The organism is Nocardiopsis sp. MT53, assembly GCF_019598965.1.
In the GTDB taxonomy this organism is placed as follows: domain Bacteria; phylum Actinomycetota; class Actinomycetes; order Streptosporangiales; family Streptosporangiaceae; genus Nocardiopsis; species Nocardiopsis changdeensis.
In genome coordinates, this window is sequence record NZ_CP080599.1 from 932,413 (window position 1) to 953,791 (window position 21,379).

Sequence of the window (21,379 nt, forward strand, 5' to 3'; positions counted from 1 at the left end):
CACCGTCCACCGCCACCCTCAAAGGGGTCCCATTGAAACCGCTCGATCCGCGCCTGGTGCGGACCGCGTCGGCGGTCCGCACCCACCTGGCCGTCTCCGTGCTCAGCGGGGTGGCGATCACCGGGCTGATCCTGGCCCAGGCCTGGCTGCTCGCCCACGTCATCTCGGAGGTGTTCGCCGGGTCGGGGTTCGCCCCCCTGGGGTGGGCGGTCGCCGCCGTCGCCGGCATCGCCCTGGTCCGCGCCCTGCTGTCCTACGCGGCCGAGGCGTCGGCGCTGCACAGCGCCGCCCGCACCAAGTCGATCCTGCGGCGCCGGCTGATCGACCGCGTCACCGGCGACGGGACGGTGTGGACCGCCCAGCGCGGCGAGGACGGGGAGGCGCCCAAGGCCGGGGAGCTGGTCACCCTGGCCACGCGGGGCCTGGACGCGCTCGACGACTACTTCGCCCGCTACCTGCCCCAGCTGGTGCTGGCGGCGATCGTGCCGGTCGCGGTGCTGGCCGTGGTGTTCTGGGCCGACTGGATCTCCGGGGTCGTCATCCTGGTGACGGTGCCGCTCATCCCCGTCTTCATGGCGCTCATCGGCATGCACACGCAGAACCGCACCGAGCGGCAGTGGCGGCTGCTGAGCAGGCTCGGCGGGCACTTCCTGGACGTGGTGGAGGGGCTGCCGACCCTGGCGGTGTTCCGCCGGGCCAAGGCGCAGGCGGCGCTCATCCGGCGGGTCGGCGAGGAGCACCGCAGGGCGACCATGGGGACGCTGCGGATCGCGTTCCTGTCCGCGTTCGCCCTGGAACTGCTGGCCACCCTGGCGGTGGCGCTGGTCGCCGTGGAGGTGGGGCTGCGGCTGCTGGGCGGGTACATGGACTACCAGACCGCCCTGCTGGTGCTGATCCTGGCGCCGGAGGCCTACCTGCCTCTGCGCGAGGTGGGCGCCCGGTTCCACGCGAGCATGGAGGGCGTGGCCGCCGCCGACCAGGTGTTCACCGAGCTGGAGCGGCGCCGGACCGCAGACGGCGGCGCGCCCGCGCCCACCGGGGAGCGGTCCCCGGCGACCGGCGGCGACCTGCGGCTGAGCGGGGTGTCGCTGACCTACCCGGGGCGGGACCTGCCCGCCCTGTCCGGGGTGGACCTGACGGTGCGCTCGGGCGAGCGGGTGCTGCTCACCGGGCCCAGCGGGTCGGGCAAGACCACCCTGCTGTCGCTGCTGCTGCGGATGAACACCCCCTCGGAGGGGCGGGTCGAGGTGCGCGCGCCCGGCGGCGCGTGGGAGCCGCTGGAGTCCGTCCCCGCCGACGACTGGCGGCTGGGGGTGGCCTGGGTGCCCCAGCACCCCTACCTGTTCGACGTTTCGGTGGCCGACAACATCCGGCTGGGCGCCCCCGACACCCCCCTGGAGCGGGTGCGCGAGGCCGCCCGGCTGGCCGAGGCCGACGGGTTCGTGTCCGCGCTGCCCGACGGGTACGACACCCGGCTCGGCGAGCGCGGCGCCCGGCTCTCGGCGGGCCAGCGCCAGCGGATCGCGCTGGCCCGGGCGTTCTGCCGGGACGCCCCGCTGGTGCTGCTGGACGAGCCCACCGCCCACCTGGACCCGGAGAACGCCGCCGCGGTCCGCACCGCCGTGGACCGCCTCCTGCGGGGGCGCACCGCGGTCATCGTCGCCCACGACACCGGCTGGGCCGAGGCCGTCCTCGGCGCCCGGGTCGTGGAACTCCCGCTGCCGGGCCGTGAAGGGGCGCTGAACCGATGAGCACGACCGATACCGCCGACGCCGCGCCCGTGCCCGAGGCGGAGCGCCGCCGCGACCCGCTGCGGCGGATGGTCGCGCTGGCCCGGCCCCGGGCCGGGAGGTTCGCGCTGGGCGTCCTGCTGGGCGCGGTGGCCACCGGCTCCGGTGTGGCGCTGCTGGGGGTGGCCGCGTGGATGCTGGCCACCGCGGCCTCGCACCCGGGGATCACCGCGCTGGGGGTCTCGGTGGTGGCCACCCGGGCGCTGGGCGTCGGCAAGGGGGTGAGCCGGTACCTGGAGCGGCTGGTCACCCACGACGCCGCGTTCCGCACGCTGGCCGAGGTGCGGGTGCGCGTGTACCGCAGGCTCGCCGCCACCGAGCCCTTCGGCCGGTTCCGGTCCGGCGACCTGGTGTCGCGCCTGGTCAACGACACCGAGGCGACCCTGGACCTGCTGGTGCGCGGCCTGACCCCGCCGCTGGTGTCCCTGGTGACCGGCGGGGTCACCGTCCTGGTGGTCACCGCCGTGTACGCGCCGGGCGGAGCGCTGCTGGCCGCGGGCCTGCTGCTGGCGGGGCTGGCGGTGCCCTGGGCGGCCGCCGCGCTGGGCCGGGCCCCGGGGCGGCGCCAGGCGGTGGCGCGCGGGCGGCTGTCGACCTCCCTGGTGGACACCCTGCACGGGGCGCCCGACCTCATCGCCTACGGGGCGATGGACCGCCAGGTGGCCCGCGTGTACGAGGCCGACGAGGAGCTGACCCGGATGGCGCGGCGCGACGCCGCGGTGCTGGGGCTGGGGGCGGGCGCGACGACGCTCATCACCGGGCTGAGCGTCTGGGGCACCCTGTTCCTGGGGGTGCTGGCCGTCGAGGGCGGGGAGCTGGACGCGGTGTCGCTGGCGGTGCTGGTGCTGGTGACCCTGGCTGCGTTCGAGATCGTCGCCCCGCTGCCCGCGGTCGCCGCCCGGCTGGGCGCGATCCGGGAGAGCGGGGCGCGGCTGTTCGGGGTGCTGGACACCCCGGCGGCGGTCGCCCCGGCGGTCCGCACGGGACTGGACCCGGACGGGGACTCCGCGGTCCGGGTCCGCGGGCTGCGGGTGCGCTACACCCCGGACGGGCCGTGGGCCCTGGACGGCGTGGACCTGGACGTCGCGGCGGGCGAGACGGTCGCGGTGGTGGGGCCCAGCGGCGCGGGCAAGAGCACGCTGGCCTCCGTCCTGCTGCGGTTCCGCGACCCCGACGCGGGGCGCGTGGAGCTCGGCGGCGCCGACATCACCGGGTACCCGGCCGACGAGGTGCGCGCCGTGGTCTCCGGGGTGCCGCAGGACCCGCACGTGTTCGCCTCGACCCTGCGCGAGAACCTGAGGCTGGCCCGGCCGGAGGCGTCCGACGACGACCTGTGGGCGGCGCTGCGCCGGGCCCGCCTGGCCGACGACGTCGCGGCGATGCCCGACGGCCTGGACACCCGCGTCGGCACCCACGGCCTGGGATTGAGCGGCGGCATGGTACAGCGCCTGGCGCTGGCCCGCGCCCTGCTGGCCGCGCCCCGCGTGCTGGTGCTGGACGAGCCCACCGCCCACCTGGACCCGGACACCCGCGACGCGGTGGTCGAGGACCTGCTGGCGGCGGCCGAGGGCTACTCGACGCTGCTCATCACCCACGACCTCACCGGGCTGGAGCGGGTCGACCGCATCGTCGTGGTCCGCGACGGCCGCGTCGTGCAGTCCGGCACCCACACCGAGCTGCTGGCCCGCGACGGCTGGTACCGCGACGTGCACCCCGGCCTCTGAGCCGGGCGGCCCCCGCCGCGGAGGCGGGGGCGTCCCGGGGGGACGGGCCGACTGGCAGGCGCGGGCGGGATTGCCCTAATGTTCCAGCGTGGCCATTCCCAATCCCGTTCGTGAAGTCTTCGGCGGAGTCGGCGCGCTGGCGCGCGGCTTCGGCCTGCTGCTGCGCAGACCGCGCCTGTTCCTCCTGGGCGCGCTCCCCGCCCTGATCACGTCGCTGCTCTTCCTCGCGCTGTTCGTGCTCCTGGTGATGAACCTGACCGACCTGGCCGCGTGGGCGACGCCCTTCGCCGACGGCTGGGACGAGGTCTGGCGCAACCTGCTCCGCGGCGCCGTCGCCGTCGGCGCCCTGGCCGGGACGGTCCTGCTGATGGTGGTCTCGTTCACCACCATCACGCTGGCCCTGGGCGCGCCGATCTACGACAAGATCACCGACCTGGTCGAGCAGGAGCTGGGCAACGCCCCCGCCGAGTCCGACGAGTCGGTCTGGTCGTCGCTGGGCCGGGCGGTGCGCCAGTCCCTGGTGATCATCCTCGCCTCGCTGCTGGTGACGGTCCTGGTGTTCGCCATCGGGTTCGTCCCGCTGGCCGGCCCGGTCGTCGGCTCGGTGCTGGCCGCCCTGCTGGGCGGCTGGCTGCTGGGCATCGAACTGGTGGCGGGCTCGTTCGACCGCCGCGGGTTCCTCACCATCAAGGAGCGCCGCAAGTGGATGGGCACCCGGCGGCTGCGGGTGCTGGGGTTCACGGTCCCCACCTACCTGCTGCTGGCGATCCCGTTCCTGGCGGTCGTGGTGTTCCCGGCCGCGACGGCGGGCGGCACCATCCTGGCCCGGCAGCTGCTGGGCGTGCCCGACGCGCCCAAGGGCGTCGCTCCCCCGCCCGGGCGGCCGCCCGTCCCCCCGCCCCCGTACAGCCGGCCGCCGGTCGCCCCGCCGCCCGGGCACCCGCAGGGACCGCCCCCGCACCCCGGGGCCTGAGAACGCGAAGAGGACACGAAAAGGGGGGCGGCCCGAGCGGGCCGCCCCCCTTTCCCGTACGTACCGGTTCGCGTCAGCGCAGGCCGGGCGAGCGCCGCAGCGCCGTCGTGATCATCCGGTCGACCAGCGCCGCGTAGTCCAGCCCGGTGGCCGCCCACATCTGCGGGAACGCCGACGCCGGGGTGAACCCGGGCATCGTGTTCAGCTCGTTGACGAGGACCTCGCCGTCCTCGGTGTAGAAGAAGTCCACCCGGGCCAGCCCCTCGCAGCCCATCGCCTCGAACACCTCGGCGGCCAGCCCGCGCAGCCGCGCCGTGACGTCCTCGGGGATCTCCGCCGGGATGGTCAGCCCGCTGCTGGACAGGTACTTGGCCTCGAAGTCGTAGAAGTCGAAGCCCTCCGCCACGTGCACCTCGGCCGGGAAGGACACGTCGGGGACGCCCCCGTCCTCGGCCTCCAGCACGCCGCACTCGATCTCGCGCCCGACGACCTGGGCCTCGACCAGCACCTTGGGGTCGTGCTCGCGCGCCGCCTCGACGGCCGCGACCACCGCGTCGGCGTCGGAGGAGTCCCGCACCTTGCTGATGCCCACGCTGCTGCCCGCCCGGGCGGGCTTGACGAACACCGTCTCCCCCAGCTCGGCGATGTCGTCCAGGACCTTCTTGCGCTCGGTGCGCCAGCGCCGGTCGGTGATGGCCACGTAGTCGCTGGTGGGGATCCCGTTGCCGGTGAGGATGGCCTTCATGAACACCTTGTCCATGGCGGCGGCGCTGGAGAACACCCCGGCGCCCGCGTAGCGCACGCCCATCATCTCGAACAGCCCCTGGATGGTGCCGTCCTCGCCGAAGGGGCCGTGCAGCAGCGGCAGCACCACGTCCACCTCGGCCAGCCGGGAGGGCCCGTCCGCGGGGTCCACCACCATCAGCTGCCCGGCGGCGTCGAACGGCAGGGCCAGGTCCTTGCCGCCCTCCTCCGCCACGGTCGGCAGGGCCTTGGTGCCCTCCTCGATGCGCAGGAGCTCCGGGTCGCCGGAGGTCAGCACCCAGTTGCCGGTCTTGGTGATGCCGACCGGCACGACCTCGTAGCGGTCGTGGTCGATCACCGACAGGACGCTGCCCGCGGTGACGCAGGAGATCTCGTGTTCGGAACTGCGACCGCCGAAGACGACGGCGACCCGGATCCTTCGCTGCTCGGACGACATGGTGCTGACCCTTTGTACTCGTTGCCGGAAGGGGCCGGGGTTCTCCCGGCCCGCTGTGTGTCAGTTGCCCCCGAGGGCCGCCAGGGCGTCCCCGATGAGGTCCTGAGGGTCCTCCAGGCCGATGGAGAACCGCACCGCACCAGGTGAGATGCCGGCGGCCGCCAGTTCGACGTCGTTCATGTTCCGGTGCGACGTGGAGGCGACGTGACCGGCGAGGGTGTGGGTGCCGCCCAGGGACGCGGCGATGGTGGCGACCTTCAGGCGGTCGGCGAAGGCCATCCCCGCCTCCCAGCCGCCGCGCGGGTGGACGGTGACGACGGCCCCGTACCGCCCGGGGTCGAACAGCTTGGCCGCCAGCCCCGCCTGCGGGTGCGAGTCCAGGGACGGGTGGTCGACCCGCTCCACCAGCGGGTGCTCGGCGAGCGCGGCGGCGAACGCCGCGGCGGTCTCGCACTGGCGCTGCACCCGCAGCGGCAGCGTCTCCAGGCCCCGGTGCAGCAGGTACGCCTCGTCGGGGGCCAGGCAGGGCCCCAGGTCGATCCGGGCCGACCGGATCCGGTCGATGAAGGAGGGCGCGGCGACGGCCACGCCGCCGGTGGTGTCGCTGTGTCCGCCGATGTACTTGGTGGCCGAGTGCACCACGATGTCGGCCCCGTACTCCAGGGGCCGGCACACCGCCGGGGAGGCGAACGTGGAGTCCACCACCAGGGCGGCCCCGGCCTCCCGGGCGATCTGGGCGAGCCCGGGCAGGTCGGAGACGGTCATGGTGGGGTTGGACAGGGTCTCGGTGAACAGCACCGCCGTGCCCGGCCGCACGGCCTCGCGCACCGCGTCCAGGTCGGTGATGTCCACGAAGTCGGTCCGCACCCCGAACCGGCGCAGCAGCCGGTCCAGCAGCGAGTAGGTGTTGCCGTAGATGGACCGCGCCGCGACCACGTGCGAGCCGGCCTCGGTGAGCGCCATGAACACGGTGCTCAGCGCGCCCATCCCGGAGGCGAACGCCTGGCCGCGCACCCGGTCGGGCAGGCCCGCGCCCTCCAGGGCCGCGACCGCCTCGGCGAAGGCGTCGACGGTGGGGCTGTCGATGCGGGCGTAGGAGTAGCCCTGCTGCGCCCCGGACAGCACGTCCGCGTAGTCCTGGGAGGTGTCGAAGGCGTAGGTGGTCGCCCGGTGGACCGGCATCCGCATGGGACGCTCGGCGGGGACGGCCGCGGGCGGCGGGGAGACCGCCCGGGTGTGCTCGCCCCCGGCCGCGGGTGTGTACGACATCGCTGCTCGCTCTCAGACCCCGTAGCGCTCGGGTTTGGCACTGCGCGCCATGAAGGCGACGAGCGCCTCCGCGGGGCTCAGGTCGTGGTGCATCATCTTGACGACGGCCTCGGTGATCGGCAGGTCGACCCCGCGGGCCCAGCCCAGTTCCAGGACCGACTCCGAGGACTTGACCCCCTCCGCGGTCTGCCGGGTCTCGGCGATGACCTGCTCCAGGGTCTTGCCCTTGCCCAGTTTCTCACCGAAGGTCCGGTTCCGCGACAGCGGCGACGAGCATGTCGCGACGAGGTCGCCCATTCCGGCCAGTCCGGACAGGGTGTGCTCGTCGGCGCCCAGGGCCACCGCCAGGCGTGTCGTCTCGGCCAGGCCGCGGGTGATGAGCGACGCCTTGGTGTTGTCGCCGAAGCCCATGCCCTCGGCCACGCCCACGGCCAGCGCGATCACGTTCTTCATGGCGCCGCCGATCTCCACGCCCACCAGGTCGGTGCTGGTGTAGGGGCGGAAGTACGGGGCCTTGAACAGCGCCTGGAGGCGGACGGCCGTCTCCTCGTGCGGGCAGGCGACCACGGCGGTGGCGGGCTGGCGCTCGGCGATCTCCCGGGCCAGGTTGGGGCCCGAGACCACGGCGATGCGCTCGGCGGGCAGCTCCAGCACCTCCGCGATGATCTGCGAGGCGGTCAGGTGGGTGCCCAGCTCCACGCCCTTCATGAGGCTGACGACCACGGCGTCCTCGCGCAGGTACCCGCGCCACTGCGCCAGGTTGTCCCGCAGCGACTGGGTCGGCACCGCCATCACGACGACCCCGGCCTCCGCCAGCGCCTTGGCGGCGTCGGTGGTGGCGGTCAGCCGCGGGTTGAGCGTGAGCCCCGGCAGGTAGTCGGGATTCTGGGAGGTCCGGTTGACGGCGTCGACCACCTCGGCCCGCCGCCCCCACAGGACGACCTCCGCGGCGGGGGCGGACGGGTCCTGGGACAGGGTGTGGGCGGCGGCGTCCGCGATGACGTTCGCGAACACGGTGCCCCACGACCCGGAGCCCAGGACGGCGATCCGCGCGCTGTCGTTGCCCGTCGCCGTCACTCCGCCGCACCCTTCGTCGTGTCGTCGCCGCCGGCGTCCCCGGCCCTCTTCTTCTCGGCCTCCTCCAGACGCGCGCGCTTGAGGTCGTAGCGCACCGCCGGCGGCTGCTCGCCGCGGATCTTCGCCTGGAGGGCGGTGATGTCGTCCATGATCGCGTCGGTGGCCTCCTTGAGGACCGTCGCGGTCAGCGGCCGCCCCCGGAAGCGGTCCAGGTCGACCGGGGGGCCGGCCAGGAACTCCAGGCGCTTGCGCGGGAACAGCCTCGGCTTCTTGGAGCCGTAGGGCAGGATGTTCTGCTCGCCCCAGTGGGCCACCGGGACGACGGGGACGCCGGTGGTCAGGGCCAGCCGGGCGACACCCGTCTTGGCACTCATCGGCCACAGGTCCGGGTCCCGGGTGCAGGTGCCCTCGGGGTAGAAGATCACCGACGAGCCGTCCCGGGTGAGCGCCAGCTCGGCCTCCTTGAGGGCCTTGACGGCGTCGGTGGTCCCGCGCTTGACCGGGATCTGCCCCGTGCTCTTGGCGACCGACCGCACCACGGGGATCTTCATGACCCCGTCCTTCATCGTGAAGGTGGGCCAGCGGCGGGCCCCGATGTAGAGGAAGTGCGCCACCGTCAGCGGGTCCGTCAGCGACAGGTGGTTGGTCGCGATGATCACGCCGCCCTGGGCCGGAACGTTCTCGGTGCCCTTCCAGTCCGGCTTGGTGAAGAACCACAGGACGAAGCGGACGATGCGGGAGACGACCGCCTTCACCCACCGCGATTCTCGTTGCTTGGCCTTGGCCACGGGACTCCTCATTCCATCGCTCCCGGGTCCCTAACGGACCTCGAAGCACAATCGGTTCAGTCTAGGACGCTCCCGGCCCCACTCCCGCTCCGCAAGGGCAGGTCACGGTGCCGGAACGTCTCCGGGCCCGGCCGCCGCCCGGCCCCGCCCCCGTGAAGCCCTACCCTCGTCACTGTCGTGGCCGTACGAGCGTCCCGGGGGAGAGCGTGGCCGGCGTCGGAGAGCGGGAGGGGGTCGCGGGCCCCGGGGTGCGCTGGTCCCTGGTCATCCCAGTCAAGCACCTCGGGCTCGCCAAGTCGCGCCTGGCCCCGGCCCTGGGCCCCCGGCGCGAGGAGCTGGCCCTGGCGTTCGCCTGCGACACGGTGGCCGCCGCGCTCGCCTGTGCGGCGGTGGCGGAGGTGTTCGCGGTCACCGAGGACCCGAGGGCGGGGGCGGAGCTGGCGGCGCTGGGGGCGGCGGTGGTGACCGGGGAGCCGGGCACCGGCCTCAACCCGGCGCTGGAGCACGGGGCGCGCGCGGCGCGGCTGCGGGCGCCGGGGGCGGGCGTGTGCGCGCTGTCGGCGGACCTGCCCGCGCTGCGCCCGGCGGAGCTGGGCCGTGTGCTGGCGGCCGCGGCCGGGCACGGCCGCTCGTTCCTGGCCGACGCCCCCGGGGTGGGGACGACCCTGTTCGCGGCGTCGCCGGGGCACCGGTTCTCCCCCGCCTTCGAGGGCGCCTCGCGCGAGCGGCACCTGGCCGCCGGCGCGGTGGAGCTGCCGCTCCCAGACGTGGAATCGGTGCGCCGGGACGTGGACACCCCCGCCGACCTGGCGGCGGCGCTGGGGCTGGGTGTGGGCCCGCGCACGCGGTCGCTGGCCGCCGCGCTGCTCCAGCCCGGCCCCGGGGCCCCCTGACGGGCGCCCGCCCGCCCCGGACCCCGGACACGACTCCGCCCGGGTCCGTGCGGACCCGGGCGGAGCGCGGTCACGGTCGGATCGACCGTGCCTACTTCTTGTCCCCGTTGACGAGTGCCTTGAAGTCGGCGCCGGCCCGGAACTTCGGAACGAAGCTCGCGGGAACGTCGATGGTGGCGCCGGTGGCGGGGTTGCGAGCGGTGCGCGCGGCCCGCTCGGCCTTCTCGAAAACACCGAAGCCGGTGATGGCGACCTTGTCGCCCGACGCCACGGTGGCCTGAATGGTCTCAAGCACAGCGTTGACCGCTTCGGTCGCGGTCTTCTTGTCTCCGAGTCGGTCGGAGATCGCGTCGATCAGGTCACGCTTGTTCATAAGGTTCCTCCGGTTCCCCCTTGCTCGCACGAAATTAGGGGACACAGAGGCCCTTGCACAAATACAAACGCCTGCGGTTAGGGCGTGTCGGGGCCGGTCCGACCTGCGCGGTCACTCTCCGGGACGGCTTCGCCGTGCACTCGGAGGCATCCCGACGGGTCCCTTTTGCCCCTCTCTGTGATCCTCAAATGCCTATGTATAACCGGATTCCGGGCGAGCGGTGGACCCTGTTCACGGATACGGGGAGCACCACAGTTCGGTCACGCCAAGTAAAGGTAAAATATTTGGGGGCCGGCGGGTGCGCTGCGTCACACAGCCCCGCCGACCCCCGTCCCGTAAGGGGTTCGGACCGCTACAGGGTCACCGGCAGCCACGGCTTGCGCCGCTCCTCGAACTCCGCGATCGCGTCCGTGTGACGCAGAGTCAGCCCGATGTCGTCCAGGCCCTCCAGGAGCCGCCAGCGGGTGTAGTCGTCCAGCTCGAACGCCTCCTGCACGCCGGCCCCGGGAGCGCGCACCTCGCGCTCCACCAGGTCCACGGTGATCTCGGTGGCCGGGTCGGCCTCGACGGCCTTCCAGAGCCGCTCGATGACCTCCTGCGGCAGCAGCACGGTCAGCAGGCCGCCCTTGAGGGAGTTGCCGCGGAAGATGTCGGCGAACCGGGAGGACAGCACGGTCTTGAAGCCGTAGTCCTGCAGCGCCCACACGGCGTGCTCGCGGGACGAGCCGGTGCCGAAGTCGGGCCCGGCCACCAGCACGGACGCGCCCTGGTACTCGGGGCGGTTGAGGACGAAGTCGGGGTCCTCTCGCCACTCGGCGAACAGGCCGTCCTCGAACCCGGTGCGGCTGACCCGCTTGAGGTAGACGGCGGGGATGATCTGGTCGGTGTCGACGTTGCTCGCGCGCAGCGGCACGGCCCGACCGGTGTGGACGTTGAACTTCTCCATGGCAGGTCTCCTCCTGTCGTGGTCGGGCGCGGCTACAGGTCGGCCAGGTCGGCGGGCGAGGACAGGGTTCCGCGCACCGCGGTGGCGGCGGCGACCTGCGGCGACACCAGGTGGGTGCGGCCGCCCTTGCCCTGGCGCCCCTCGAAGTTGCGGTTGGAGGTGGAGGCGCTGCGCTCGCCGGGCTTGAGCTGGTCGGGGTTCATGCCCAGGCACATGGAGCAGCCGGCCTCGCGCCACTCGGCCCCGGCCTCCTCGAAGACCGCGCCCAGGCCCTCGGCGTTGGCCTGCTCCTTGACCCGCATGGAGCCGGGGACGACCAGCATCCGGACGCCCTCGGCGACCTTGCGGCCCCTGATGATCTCGGCGGCGGTGCGCAGGTCCTCGATGCGGCCGTTGGTGCACGAGCCCAGGAAGACGGTGTCCACCCGCACCTCGCGCATCGGGGTCCCGGCCTCCAGGCCCATGTAGGCCAGGGCCTTCTCGGCGGCGGCGCGCTCGGAGGGGTCGTCGTAGGAGGCGGGGTCGGGCACCGCGGCGTCCAGCGGGACGCCCTGGCCCGGGTTGGTGCCCCAGGTGACGAACGGGCTGAGCTCGTCGGCGTCCAGCACCACCTCGGCGTCGAAGACCGCGCCCTCGTCGGTGCGCAGGGTCTTCCAGTGCTCGACGGCGGCCTCGAAGTCGGCGCCCTGCGGGGCGTGCGGGCGGCCCTCGATGTAGTCGAACGTGGTCTGGTCGGGCGCGATCATCCCGGCCCGGGCGCCCGCCTCGATGGACATGTTGCACACGGTCATGCGGGCCTCCATCGAGAGGGCCTCGATGGCCTCGCCCCGGTACTCCAGGACGTAGCCCTGGCCGCCGCCGGTGCCGATCTTGGCGATGACCGCCAGGATGATGTCCTTGGCGGACACGCCCGGCCTGAGCTTCCCGTTGACCGTGACGGCCATGGTCTTGAACGGGGCCATGGGCAGGGTCTGGGTGGCCAGCACGTGCTCGACCTGGCTGGTGCCGATGCCGAAGGCCAGCGCGCCGAACGCGCCATGGGTGCTGGTGTGGCTGTCGCCGCAGACGATGGTCATGCCGGGCTGGGTCAGGCCGAGCTGGGGGCCGACCACGTGCACGACGCCCTGCTCGATGTCGCCCATGGGGTGCAGGCGGACGCCGAAGTCGGAGCAGTTCTTGCGCAGCGTCTCGACCTGCTTGCGGGAGACCGGGTCCGCGATGGGGGCCAGCAGGTCCATGGTGGGGACGTTGTGGTCCTCGGTCGCGATGGTCAGGTCCGGGCGGCGCACCGAGCGGCCCGCCAGCCGCAGGCCCTCGAAGGCCTGGGGGCTGGTCACCTCGTGGACGAGGTGGAGGTCGATGTAGAGCAGGTCCGGCTCGCCCTCGGCACGCCGGACGACGTGCTCCTCCCAGACCTTCTCGGCCATCGTGCGTGCCATGGGCGATCGCCTCTCTCGTTCGTTCCGTGCGCGGACTCTGACTTGCATTCCATATTTCGAGACGGCAATATCAAGTCATGGACAACTCTAGCTCATCCAGCGGCGTCGGAGTACTCGACAAGACGATGTCCGTCCTGGACGCCCTGGAATCCGGACCGGCCTCCCTGGCCCAGCTGGTCCAGATCACCGGCCTGGCCCGGCCCACGGCCCACCGGCTGGCGGTCGCCCTGGAGCGGCACCGCATGGTCTCCCGGGACAGCCAGGGGCGCTTCGTGCTGGGCCCGCGCCTGGGTGAGCTGTCGATCGCCACCGGGGAGGACCGCCTGCTGGCCGTGGCCGCGCCGGTCCTGGTGCAGCTGCGCGACCTCACCGGGGAGAGCGCCCAGCTCTACCGCCGCCAGGGCGACGTGCGCGTGTGCGTGGCCGCCTCCGAGCGCACCAGCGGCCTGCGCGACACCGTGCCGGTCGGCAGCGAGCTGCCCATGAACGCCGGCTCCGCGGCGCAGGTGCTGCTGGCCTGGGAGGACCCGGACCGCATCCGCCGCTCCCTGGTGGGCGCCCGCTTCACCGCGGCCAGCCTGGCCCAGGTCCGCCGCCGCCGCTGGGCCCAGAGCGTGGCCGAGCGCGAGCAGGGCGTCGCCTCGGTGTCGGCGCCGGTGTCCGGGCCGGGCGGGCGCGTGATCGCCGCGGTCTCGGTGTCGGGCCCGATCGAGCGCCTGACCCGCTCGCCGGGGCGCATCCACTCCCAGGCGATCCTGTCCGCCGCCGAGAAGATCAGCGAGTCCCTGCACAGCGTCGAGGCCCACTGACCCGCACCCCGCCACACTTCCCCGCGGCCGCACGCCCCACGGCCGCCACAGCGCGCACGACCCCGTCCGGCCACCGCCGGCGGGGTCTTCCGCGTCCGGGCCCGGGGCCGCCCGTGGACGCTTACTGACGGGTTGTCTAACATGACGCGAAGTCTCACACGAGCACGTCCGGGACCCCGCCCCCCGAGGAGAGCCGAGTGCACCAGTACGTCACCGCCCCCGACGGCCAGCGACTGGCCGTCCGCGCCACCGGCCCCGCCGACCGCCCCGTCCTACTGCTCGTCCACGGCTACCCCGACAACTCCTCGGTGTGGGACGCCCTGGTCGAGGAACTGGCCGGGGAGTACCGGATCGCCGCCTACGACGTGCGCGGCGCCGGGCGCTCCACCGCCCCCGACACCCGCGCCGGCTACCGCCTGGACCGGCTGGCCGCGGACGTCGCCGCCGTCGCCGACGCCGTCGGCGCGGGCCGGCCGGTCCACCTGGTCGGCCACGACTGGGGGTCCATCCAGAGCTGGCACGCCGTCACCGAGCCCCGGTACGCGGACCGGTTCGCCTCCTACACCTCGATCTCCGGACCGGACCTGGACCACGCCGGGCACTGGTTCCGATCGGCCCCCGACGGCCTGCGCGCCGTCCTGCGCCAGGCCGTGCGCTCCGGCTACATCGGGTTCTTCCACACCCCGCTGGTCCCGGAGCTGTTCTGGCTGACCGGGCTGGGCGGGGCGGCGCTGGCCGGGCTGGAGCGGGCCGACGGCGGGCCGGTGCGCCCCGCCCGCCGCGCCACCCGCGACTACGTCAACGGCCTGGCGCTGTACCGGGCCAACATGGCCCCCCGGCTCACCCGCCCGGCCGAGCGCCGCACCGCGGTCCCGGTCCAGGTGCTGGCGCCCACCCGCGACGCGTTCATGGTCGGCCCGCTCCAGTCCAACGCCGGCCGCTGGGTCGACGACCTGCGCTTCCACCGCTTCCACGGCGGCCACTGGTCGCTGCGCTCGCGCCCGGCGGCGATCGCCGGCCGGCTGCGCTCCTTCGTCGCGGAGGTGGAGTCCGGAGCGCCCCGGCCCCGCCGGTCCCCCGGGTCCGCCCGCCGCCACGGCGGCGCCTTCGCCGGACAGCTCGCGGTGGTCACCGGGGCGGGCGGCGGCGTCGGCCGGGCCCTGAGCCTGGAACTGGCCGAACGCGGCGCCCGGGTGGTCGCCGTGGACGCCGACGGCCCCGCCGCCGAGCGCACCGCCGAACTGTGCGCCCGGCTCACCCCCGGCGCCGTCCCCCGGCGGGTGGACGTCGCCGACGCCTCGGCCGTCCACGGGCTCGCCGCCCGGCTGCGCGAGGAGTCCGGGGTGCCGGACCTGGTCGTCAACAACGCCGGGACCGTGCCCGCCGGGCCCCTGCTCCGCATCCCGGACGCCGACCTGGAACGCCTGGTCGACGCCGGCCTGCGGGGCGTGGTCCACGGCTGCCGCGCCTTCGGCCCGGTGATGGCCGGGGCCGGGGGCGGCGGCCTCATCGTCAACACCCTCTCCGCCGCCGGCCCGGCCCCGCGCGCGCACGGGGCGTACCCGGCCTCCAGGGCCGCCGTACTGGCGCTCAGCCGCTCCCTGCGCCGCGAACTGGCCGCCTCCGGCGTCGGCGTCACCGCGGTCCTCCCCGGCCCCGTGGGCGCCGGGGCCGCCGCCCGCCCGTACCGCCGCCGCGGCCTCACCCCGGAGGAGGCGGCCCGCCGCATCGCCGACGCCGTCGCGGACGCCCCGGAGTGCCGGTGACCGCCGCGGCCGCCGGTGTCGGTGGTCGCCGGTAGGTTCGGGAGAAGGGATAGAGGAACTTTCGGGAGGTCGTCACCACGGTGGTGTCCCACAGGACCGACCGTCACCGGGCGCGGGTGGCGGGTTCGGAGCCCACGGCGGACCGGCCGGGGCCGGGGCGGCGGCCCCGCCGCATGGCGCCGCACGAACGCCGGGAGGACCTGATCCGGACGGCGCTGGGCGTCTTCGCGCTGCGCCCACCCGGAGAGGTCACCCCGGAGGACATCGCCGAGGCCGCGGACGTGTCCCGCGCGCTGGTGTACCGCTACTTCCCGAACATGGCGCGATTGCGCCGCGAGGCCCTGGAACAGGCCATGTCCGAGCTGCTGGAACGGCTGGTGCCGCCCGCGGGCCTGCCGCCGCGGGAGCAGCTGCGGGGCTCCCTGGTCCGGTTCGTCGAGTTCGCCGACTCCTACTCCCCCGCCTACGTCGCGCTGCTGCGCGGCGGCTCGGTGATCGCCACCGAGGAGACCGAGGCGGAGATCGACCGGGTGCGCACGGGGGTGCTGGAGCTCCTCCTGGACCGCGTCGGCCCGCGACCGCCCTCCCCGCCGGTGCTGATGGCGCTGCGCTGCTGGATCTCGGTGGTGGAGACCGCGGTGATGCTGTGGCTCCGGGAGCGCGGGCGGACCGCGGAGGAGCTGGCCGACTGGCTGCTGGACCAGCTGGTCGCGATGGTGCTGGCCGCCGGGGCGCCGGAGGAGGGGCTGAGCGCCCTGACCTCCCGGGGCTGACCCCGGGAGGCCGGGCCTCCGGGAACGACGAAGGCCCCGCCCTGGTGGGCGGGGCCTTCGTGCTGGTACCCCCGAGCGGATTCGAACCGCCGTTACCGCCTTGAGAGGGCGGCGTCCTAGGCCACTAGACGACGGGGGCCTGAACTGCTGGTGCAGTGGTCGGCGTGACCACCGACCCTACGATACCCGGTCGAACCGGACACCGGTGACGAACACCGGCCAGAAAGAAGCCCCTCACGATGGTGGGAGGCGCTCCCTGTGGTACCCCCGAGCGGATTCGAACCGCCGTTACCGCCTTGAGAGGGCGGCGTCCTAGGCCACTAGACGACGGGGGCGCGTGCCGGGCCCTTCGGACCCGATAGCCCGAGCTCTCACTCGGACCGCGCTGGGGTACCAGGACTCGAACCTAGACTAACTGAACCAGAATCAGTCGTGCTGCCGATTACACCATACCCCAGTGCTCTGGGAGGACCCGGTCCGCTTTTCCGCTTTCCCTGTCCCCCTCGGCGACGTGGATAACTCTAGCGGAACTTCAGAGTGCTCGCGAACCGAAAACGGGGTGGGGGGTCCGTGACCCCGACCACCCCGTTGGGCGCCCCTCTGAGCAGCGGATCCTCTGCTCCGGTGAACGCTAGGACTGCTCGGCGGGTCCCTGGGCGCGCAGCTTCTCCAGGGCCGCGCCCAGCCGCGCCAGGACGCGCTCGCGGCCCAGCAGCTCCAGGGACTCGAACAGCGGCAGGCCGACCGTGCGGCCGGTCACCGCGACGCGCACGGGCGCCTGGGCCTTGCCGAGCTTGAGGCCCAGGCCGGCGCCGGTCTCCTCGGTGGCGGTCTTGAGCGCCTCGGCGTTCCACTCCAGGGACGGGTCGGCGAAGCGCTCCAGGGAGGCGGCGAGCATCTCCTCGCCCACACCCGGCTTCATCGCCTTGGCCCAGCTCTTCTCGTCCTCTACCGGCTCGGCGAGGAACAGGAAGTCGACGTTGGGCACGATCTCCGACAGCACCGCGACCCGGCTCTGGGCCAGCGGCGCGACCGCCCGGAACACCTCCGGGTCGAAGTCGGCGGCCGCCCACGGGGTGTCCTCGCCGGTCACCCAGGGGGCGCAGCGCTCGACGAACTCGTCCACGCCCAGCGCCCGGATGTACTCGCCGTTGAAGGCGCGCAGCTTCTTCTCGTCGAAGAACGCGCTGGAGCTGTTGACGTCCTCGATGCGGAACAGCGGCACCATCTCCGACCACGGCATGATCTCGCGGTCGTCGCCCGGCCCCCAGCCCAGCAGCATCAGGTAGTTGACCATCGCCTCCGCCAGGTAGCCCTCCTCCTGGTAGGACTCCAGGGCGACCTTGTCGCGGCGCTTGGACAGCTTCTTGCGCTGCTCGTTGACGATGACGGGCAGGTGCGCCCACACCGGCGGGGTGTGGCCCAGCGCCTCCCACAGCAGCTGCTGCTTGGGGGTGTTGGACAGGTGCTCCTCGCCGCGGACGACCTGGGTGATGCCCATCTCGACGTCGTCGACCACGTTGGCCAGCACGAACAGCGGGGAGCCGTCGGCCCGGGCGATCACGAAGTCCTCGATGGCCGAGTGGGCGAACTCCACCCGGCCGCGGATCCGGTCGTCCACGACCGTGGGACCGCCGTCGGGCACGCGGAACCGCAGCGCCCGGCCGGGGCCGGCCTCCAGGCCGCGGTCGCGGCAGAAGCCGTCGTAGCCCAGGTTGGGGTTGTCGCGGCGGGCCTCCAGCTGCTCGCGGGTGCAGTCGCAGTAGTAGGCGCGGCCGTTCTTGTACAGTTCCTGCGCCGCCTCGCGGTGCTTGTCGGCGTAGGCGGACTGGAAGTAGGGCCCCTCGAAGTGGGGGTCGTCCTCCCCGATGCCCAGCCAGGCCAGGGCCCTGATGATGCCCTCGGTCCATTCCGGGCGGTTGCGCGCGGCGTCGGTGTCCTCGATGCGCAGCACCATGCGCCCCTCGGGCTGCTGCTGTGCCAGAGCCCAGTTGAAGAGCGCGGAGCGGGCGCCGCCGACGTGGAACATGCCCGTAGGGGACGGGGCGAAGCGGGTACGAATCGAAGTCTCGGTCACGCCTTCCAGGGTAGGGCCGAACGGACCGCGCGGGCCCCGCCCGGCCGTTCCCGGCGTGCTCAGGAGGGTTCGGGGAGCGGCCGGGGGTAGGGCCCGCCCACCCCGTAGGCCTCGGAGAGGGCGTCGGCGAAGGCCGCCGCGATCTTGATCTCGCCCCGCGCGTTGGGGTGGGTGCCGTCGTAGGTGTCGGCCTTCACGTCCCACTCCTCGCGCTCGGCGATGTCGACGCTGATCACCGGGGAGCGCTCGGTGGACAGCTCCCCGGCCAGGTCCCGGATGAGGACGTTGTAGGAGTACGTGCGCAGCGCGAACCCGGGGTCGTTGTCGGCGTAGGCGATGGGCAGCGCCTCGGCCAGGACGATCCTCACGTCGGGGTTGCCCTCGCGGGCGCCCTCGATGTACCGGCGCAGCCGCTGCTCCATCTCCTCCATCCCGATCGGCCACAACAGGTCGTTGACGCCGATGAGGGTGCACAGCACGTCCGGCTCGTAGCGGCGCACCTCCTCCTCGATGCTGGCGGAGGCGTCGCGCAGGGTGCGGCCCCACACGGCGTTGTGGTCCTGGTCGAAGTCGGGGTCGCGGTACTCGCCGGTGCCGGCGTCCCCGTCGGCGCCCGGCCAGCCGTGGCCGGCGGGCTCCGTGGGGCTCCCGGAGTCCTCGGGCTCCGCCCCGGCGGCCCCGTCGGCGCGCCGCTCGTCGGCGGGCCCGTCCGCGGTGGGCCCGTCGGAGGGCGAGTCCCCGTCGGAGGGCCGGGCCTCGTCGGTGGGCACCGGGATGATCATGTCGGTGGTGGCCGGGTCGGTGTAGGGGCCGACGAAGTCGAGCCCCTCCACGGCGGGCTCCAGGTGGTTCCACAGGTGGTAGCGCCACGTCCGGTCGCCGTTGGCGCCCTGGGTCATGGAGTCTCCGGAGAGCATGACGCGCAGTGATCCGCTCATGGGTGTTCCAGCCTCCGCTCGGGGGTCGGTTCCGCGGTCGTCGGTGCGTGTCACCCACAGGTAGCCGCCGCCGGCGACCAGGGCCAGCGCGACGAGACCGGCCAGGACCAGGGTGCCGGTGCGTCGGGACGGGAGGATGGCCACTTCGGAGCCCTTCCGGTGAGGCGTCGGGCGGCGGCCGGGGCCGCCGCCCGGGGACGGTGCGGCCCGGCCGGGTCGCGGCCGGGCCGGAGGCCTTCAGTCCCGGGCGACGACCCGGTTGCTGATCGTGCCCAGCCGCTCCACCGTCACCGAGACCTCCTGGCCGACCCGCACCGGGCCGACGCCGGCGGGTGTGCCGGTGAGGAGGACGTCGCCGGGGAGCAGCGTCATGAATGAGGTGACGTAGGAGATCATGCCCGGGATGTCGTGGATGAACTGTGATGTTCGTCCACTCTGCCGGACCTCGCCGTCCACGGTGGTGGTGACCGCCAGGTCCTGCGCCTCGTCGATGCTCAGCCCGGTGGTGATCCACGGGCCGATCGGGCAGAAGGAGTCGAACCCCTTGGCCCGGGTCCACTGCTTGTCCTTCTGCTGCAGGTCGCGGGCGGTGACGTCGTTGGCGACGGTGTACCCGAAGATGACGTCGGCGGCCCGCTCCCGGGGCACCTCGCGGCAGGGCCGGGAGATGACGATGGCCAGCTCGCCCTCGAAGTCGACCCGCTCGGAGACCGCCGGGTGGAAGATCGGGTCCGTGGGCCCGGCCACTGCTGTGGACGGCTTGAGGAAGACCACGGGCTCCTCCGTGGTCTCGCCCGTGATGTCCTGCATCTCCGCGACGTGGTCGGCGTAGTTCTTGCCGATGCAGACCACCTTGGTGGGCAGGACCGGCGACAACAGGCGGACGTCGGCGAGCTTGGCCCTCTCCCCGGTCAGCTTGATGTCGCCGAGCAGCGGGTGCCCGTTGAGCCTGGCGACGTACTCGTCGCCGCTGTCGGTATCGGTCTCCACGAGGCCGAACCCGACCTCGTCACCGGCCGCGAACCGTGCGATGCGCACTGCTTGTCCTCCCAGATCGACACGTTTGCGCTTGCAGGTTATCCGCGCCCGCCCCCGACGGCACGACGGCGGTGCCGCACCTCCGGCTTGGCCCTCCCCACGGCCGCGGTCATGGCATGCTGGGGTCCGTCGTCCGTTACTGAGAGGTGCCCCGTGCCCACGTCCGCTCCGTCCCCGCGGGGCCGTCGCCGCCGGCCCCGCCGGTACTCGGCGGGTCTCGCCCTCGGCCTGTGCCTGGTCTCGGGCGCCTCCGCCGTGCTGATGGTCAGCGTGCCGCCGCCGTTGCAGGACTCGGGCACCCCCGCGGGCTCCTCCGGGCCGGTGGGCGACGGGGCGCCCGGCGCGGCCGGGACCCCGCCGGAGGCCAGTGCCGACGGGCGGTCCGAGGAGGCGGCCGCCCCGGCGTCCCCCTCCCCCTCTCCCTCCGAGGAGGAGAAGGAGGAGGACGAGCCGGTGCTGCTGCGCTCGGTCGTGGAGGAGGTCGACACCGCCGACGGCGAGTTCTCCGTGATGGAGGGCGAGGGCGACGTCATGGGCGAGGGGCCGGTGACGACGTTCGCGGTGGAGGTCGAGAAGGGCCTGCCCGGCGAGGCCGAGGACTTCGCCGAGGCCGTCGAGCTGATCCTGGGCGACCCGCGCAGCTGGGGCGACGACGGGAAGCGGTCGATGCAGCGGGTGGACGGCGACGACGCCGACATCCGGGTGCTGCTGGCCGCCCCCGACACCGTCGACCGCCTGTGCGCGCCGCTGCGCACCAACGGGTACGTCTCCTGCGCCAACGGCAACCGGGCCATCATCAACCAGAACCGCTGGGTGGCCGGGGTCCCGCACTTCGACGGCGACCTGGAGACCTACCGGATCTACCTGATCAACCACGAGGTGGGCCACACCCTGGGCCACGGCCACGTGTTCTGCCCGGGGGAGGGCGAGACCGCCCCGGTGATGCAGCAGCAGACGCTGGACCTCCAGGGCTGCGAGGCCAACGGCTGGGTGTACCCGGACAACGACCCGCCCGGGGACGACTGACCCCGGTCCCGAACAGAGAGGCCGCACCCGTGAACGTTCCCTTCCCGCTGAGCAGGAGGGCGGTCCTGGGCGCGGCCGCGGGCGCGGCCACCGGCGCCGTCGCCGCCTGCTCGGGCCCCGGCCAGGGCACCGGGGCCCCGGCCTCCCCCGCCCCCGAGAGCGCTCCGGCGCCCTCGCCGGAGGAGTCCTTGGCCACCGTCGAGGAGGTGCCGGTCGGCGGCGGCGTCGTCCTGCCCGGGGCCGCCGTGGTCCTGACCCAGCCGGAGGAGGGCGAGTTCCGGGCGTTCTCCACCACCTGCACCCACGAGGGCTGCCCGGTGGACGAGGTGGTCGGCGACGAGATCGTGTGCCCGTGCCACGGCAGCCGGTTCTCCATCGCCGACGGCTCCCGGACGGACGGCCCGGCGTCCGAGCCCCTGGAGGAGTACCCGGTGACCGTCACCGGGGAGGGCGGCCTGGTCGTCGGCTGACCGCGAACC

The 21,379-nt window shown here is 73.9% G+C and carries 19 protein-coding genes and 3 tRNA genes; 9 read left to right on the top strand and 13 right to left on the bottom strand.

Annotated elements, in window-relative coordinates:
• Window positions 1-32 precede the first annotated feature (32 nt).
• The 3 genes from cydD to K1J57_RS03945 all read left to right on the top strand — a co-directional run bounded on the left by cydD (window position 33) and on the right by K1J57_RS03945 (window position 4,487).
• Window positions 33-1,751, top strand: a complete 1,719-nt coding sequence (cydD, locus tag K1J57_RS03935; protein ID WP_220563118.1) for a thiol reductant ABC exporter subunit CydD — start codon at window positions 33-35, stop codon at window positions 1,749-1,751.
• A complete protein-coding gene (gene cydC, locus K1J57_RS03940; protein WP_220563119.1) occupies window positions 1,748-3,514 on the top strand; it encodes a thiol reductant ABC exporter subunit CydC in 1,767 nt (588 codons plus the stop codon). The genes cydD and cydC overlap by 4 nt, the downstream gene beginning before the upstream one ends.
• A gap of 94 nt (window positions 3,515-3,608) precedes the next feature.
• A complete protein-coding gene (locus K1J57_RS03945; RefSeq protein ID WP_220565334.1) occupies window positions 3,609-4,487 on the top strand; it encodes an EI24 domain-containing protein in 879 nt (292 codons plus the stop codon).
• A gap of 73 nt (window positions 4,488-4,560) precedes the next feature.
• Here the strand turns inward: K1J57_RS03945 and K1J57_RS03950 are convergent, their stop codons facing one another.
• Genes K1J57_RS03950 through K1J57_RS03965 form a run of 4 tightly spaced genes read right to left on the bottom strand, consistent with a single transcriptional unit; the run spans window position 4,561 to window position 8,834 of the window.
• On the bottom strand, window positions 4,561-5,688 hold the full coding sequence (locus K1J57_RS03950) for a D-alanine--D-alanine ligase family protein (RefSeq protein ID WP_220563120.1): 1,128 nt from the start codon (window positions 5,686-5,688) through the stop codon (window positions 4,561-4,563).
• Between the two features lie 60 nt (window positions 5,689-5,748).
• Window positions 5,749-6,957 (bottom strand): PLP-dependent aspartate aminotransferase family protein, encoded by a 1,209-nt coding sequence (locus K1J57_RS03955; RefSeq protein ID WP_220563121.1) that lies wholly within the window; start codon window positions 6,955-6,957, stop codon window positions 5,749-5,751.
• A 12-nt stretch (window positions 6,958-6,969) separates the two neighbouring features.
• Window positions 6,970-8,034, bottom strand: coding sequence for an NAD(P)H-dependent glycerol-3-phosphate dehydrogenase (locus tag K1J57_RS03960; RefSeq protein WP_220563122.1), 1,065 nt, complete (start codon window positions 8,032-8,034; stop codon window positions 6,970-6,972).
• Window positions 8,031-8,834, bottom strand: coding sequence for a 1-acyl-sn-glycerol-3-phosphate acyltransferase (locus tag K1J57_RS03965; RefSeq protein ID WP_220563123.1), 804 nt, complete (start codon window positions 8,832-8,834; stop codon window positions 8,031-8,033). The genes K1J57_RS03960 and K1J57_RS03965 overlap by 4 nt, the downstream gene beginning before the upstream one ends.
• 194 nt (window positions 8,835-9,028) lie before the next feature.
• Here K1J57_RS03965 and cofC point away from each other — a divergent pair, with 194 nt between their 5' ends.
• Entirely contained in the window at window positions 9,029-9,715 is a 687-nt protein-coding gene (gene cofC / locus K1J57_RS03970) for a 2-phospho-L-lactate guanylyltransferase (protein ID WP_255646831.1), read from the top strand.
• Window positions 9,716-9,806: 91 nt separating this feature from the next.
• Here cofC and K1J57_RS03975 read toward each other — a convergent pair whose 3' ends face one another.
• The 3 genes from K1J57_RS03975 to leuC all read right to left on the bottom strand — a co-directional run bounded on the left by K1J57_RS03975 (window position 9,807) and on the right by leuC (window position 12,473).
• Window positions 9,807-10,088: an HU family DNA-binding protein gene (locus K1J57_RS03975; RefSeq protein ID WP_073379845.1), complete on the bottom strand. Its 282-nt coding sequence runs from the start codon at window positions 10,086-10,088 to the stop codon at window positions 9,807-9,809.
• 352 nt (window positions 10,089-10,440) lie between these two features.
• A complete protein-coding gene (gene leuD / locus K1J57_RS03980) occupies window positions 10,441-11,034 on the bottom strand; it encodes a 3-isopropylmalate dehydratase small subunit (protein ID WP_220563124.1) in 594 nt (197 codons plus the stop codon).
• 32 nt (window positions 11,035-11,066) lie between these two features.
• Window positions 11,067-12,473 (bottom strand): 3-isopropylmalate dehydratase large subunit, encoded by a 1,407-nt coding sequence (gene leuC, locus K1J57_RS03985; RefSeq protein WP_220563125.1) that lies wholly within the window; start codon window positions 12,471-12,473, stop codon window positions 11,067-11,069.
• A gap of 125 nt (window positions 12,474-12,598) precedes the next feature.
• Here leuC and K1J57_RS03990 point away from each other — a divergent pair, with 125 nt between their 5' ends.
• The 3 genes from K1J57_RS03990 (at window position 12,599) to K1J57_RS04000 (ending at window position 15,821) form a co-directional block, all read left to right on the top strand.
• Complete coding sequence (locus K1J57_RS03990; protein WP_277615513.1) at window positions 12,599-13,282, top strand: IclR family transcriptional regulator; 684 nt, start codon at window positions 12,599-12,601, stop codon at window positions 13,280-13,282.
• A 197-nt stretch (window positions 13,283-13,479) separates the two neighbouring features.
• Window positions 13,480-15,048, top strand: coding sequence for an SDR family oxidoreductase (locus K1J57_RS03995; protein ID WP_220563127.1), 1,569 nt, complete (start codon window positions 13,480-13,482; stop codon window positions 15,046-15,048).
• Window positions 15,049-15,221: 173 nt separating this feature from the next.
• The gene (locus K1J57_RS04000; protein ID WP_220563128.1) at window positions 15,222-15,821 is read left to right on the top strand and encodes a TetR/AcrR family transcriptional regulator; all 600 of its coding nucleotides are present in this window, start codon (window positions 15,222-15,224) and stop codon (window positions 15,819-15,821) included.
• 63 nt (window positions 15,822-15,884) lie between these two features.
• Here the strand turns inward: K1J57_RS04000 and K1J57_RS04005 are convergent.
• The 6 genes from K1J57_RS04005 to K1J57_RS04030 form a co-directional block, all read right to left on the bottom strand.
• Window positions 15,885-15,960 (bottom strand) — tRNA-Glu (locus K1J57_RS04005).
• 120 nt (window positions 15,961-16,080) lie between these two features.
• A tRNA-Glu gene (locus K1J57_RS04010) sits at window positions 16,081-16,156 on the bottom strand.
• A gap of 50 nt (window positions 16,157-16,206) precedes the next feature.
• Window positions 16,207-16,278 (bottom strand) — tRNA-Gln (locus tag K1J57_RS04015).
• A gap of 174 nt (window positions 16,279-16,452) precedes the next feature.
• Window positions 16,453-17,850, bottom strand: a complete 1,398-nt coding sequence (gene gltX / locus K1J57_RS04020) for a glutamate--tRNA ligase (RefSeq protein WP_255647110.1) — start codon at window positions 17,848-17,850, stop codon at window positions 16,453-16,455.
• A gap of 107 nt (window positions 17,851-17,957) precedes the next feature.
• Window positions 17,958-18,980, bottom strand: coding sequence for a GDSL-type esterase/lipase family protein (locus tag K1J57_RS04025; protein ID WP_255646832.1), 1,023 nt, complete (start codon window positions 18,978-18,980; stop codon window positions 17,958-17,960).
• 93 nt (window positions 18,981-19,073) lie between these two features.
• Entirely contained in the window at window positions 19,074-19,874 is an 801-nt protein-coding gene (locus K1J57_RS04030; protein WP_220563130.1) for a fumarylacetoacetate hydrolase family protein, read from the bottom strand.
• Window positions 19,875-20,135: 261 nt separating this feature from the next.
• Between K1J57_RS04030 and K1J57_RS04035 the strand changes: the two genes are divergently transcribed.
• Complete coding sequence (locus tag K1J57_RS04035) at window positions 20,136-20,900, top strand: DUF3152 domain-containing protein (RefSeq protein WP_255647111.1); 765 nt, start codon at window positions 20,136-20,138, stop codon at window positions 20,898-20,900.
• 29 nt (window positions 20,901-20,929) lie between these two features.
• Window positions 20,930-21,370, top strand: a complete 441-nt coding sequence (locus tag K1J57_RS04040) for a Rieske (2Fe-2S) protein (protein ID WP_255646833.1) — start codon at window positions 20,930-20,932, stop codon at window positions 21,368-21,370.
• The last annotated feature ends 9 nt before the right edge of the window (window positions 21,371-21,379 follow it).

Excerpts from the sequence above, each read along its gene's own strand:
- K1J57_RS03965 (WP_220563123.1), bottom strand. The coding sequence starts at position 8,834 with ATGAGGAGTCCCGTGGCCAAGGCCAAGCAACGAGAATCGCGGTGGGTG.
- K1J57_RS03975 (WP_073379845.1), bottom strand. The coding sequence starts at position 10,088 with ATGAACAAGCGTGACCTGATCGACGCGATCTCCGACCGACTCGGAGAC.
- leuD (WP_220563124.1), bottom strand. The coding sequence starts at position 11,034 with ATGGAGAAGTTCAACGTCCACACCGGTCGGGCCGTGCCGCTGCGCGCG.
- K1J57_RS04000 (WP_220563128.1), top strand. The coding sequence starts at position 15,222 with ATGGCGCCGCACGAACGCCGGGAGGACCTGATCCGGACGGCGCTGGGC.
- cydC (WP_220563119.1), top strand. The coding sequence starts at position 1,748 with ATGAGCACGACCGATACCGCCGACGCCGCGCCCGTGCCCGAGGCGGAG.
- K1J57_RS03990 (WP_277615513.1), top strand. The coding sequence starts at position 12,599 with ATGTCCGTCCTGGACGCCCTGGAATCCGGACCGGCCTCCCTGGCCCAG.
- K1J57_RS04035 (WP_255647111.1), top strand. The coding sequence starts at position 20,136 with ATGGTCAGCGTGCCGCCGCCGTTGCAGGACTCGGGCACCCCCGCGGGC.
- K1J57_RS03950 (WP_220563120.1), bottom strand. The coding sequence starts at position 5,688 with ATGTCGTCCGAGCAGCGAAGGATCCGGGTCGCCGTCGTCTTCGGCGGT.
- leuC (WP_220563125.1), bottom strand. The coding sequence starts at position 12,473 with ATGGCACGCACGATGGCCGAGAAGGTCTGGGAGGAGCACGTCGTCCGG.
- gltX (WP_255647110.1), bottom strand. The coding sequence starts at position 17,850 with ATGTTCCACGTCGGCGGCGCCCGCTCCGCGCTCTTCAACTGGGCTCTG.
- K1J57_RS03955 (WP_220563121.1), bottom strand. The coding sequence starts at position 6,957 with ATGTCGTACACACCCGCGGCCGGGGGCGAGCACACCCGGGCGGTCTCC.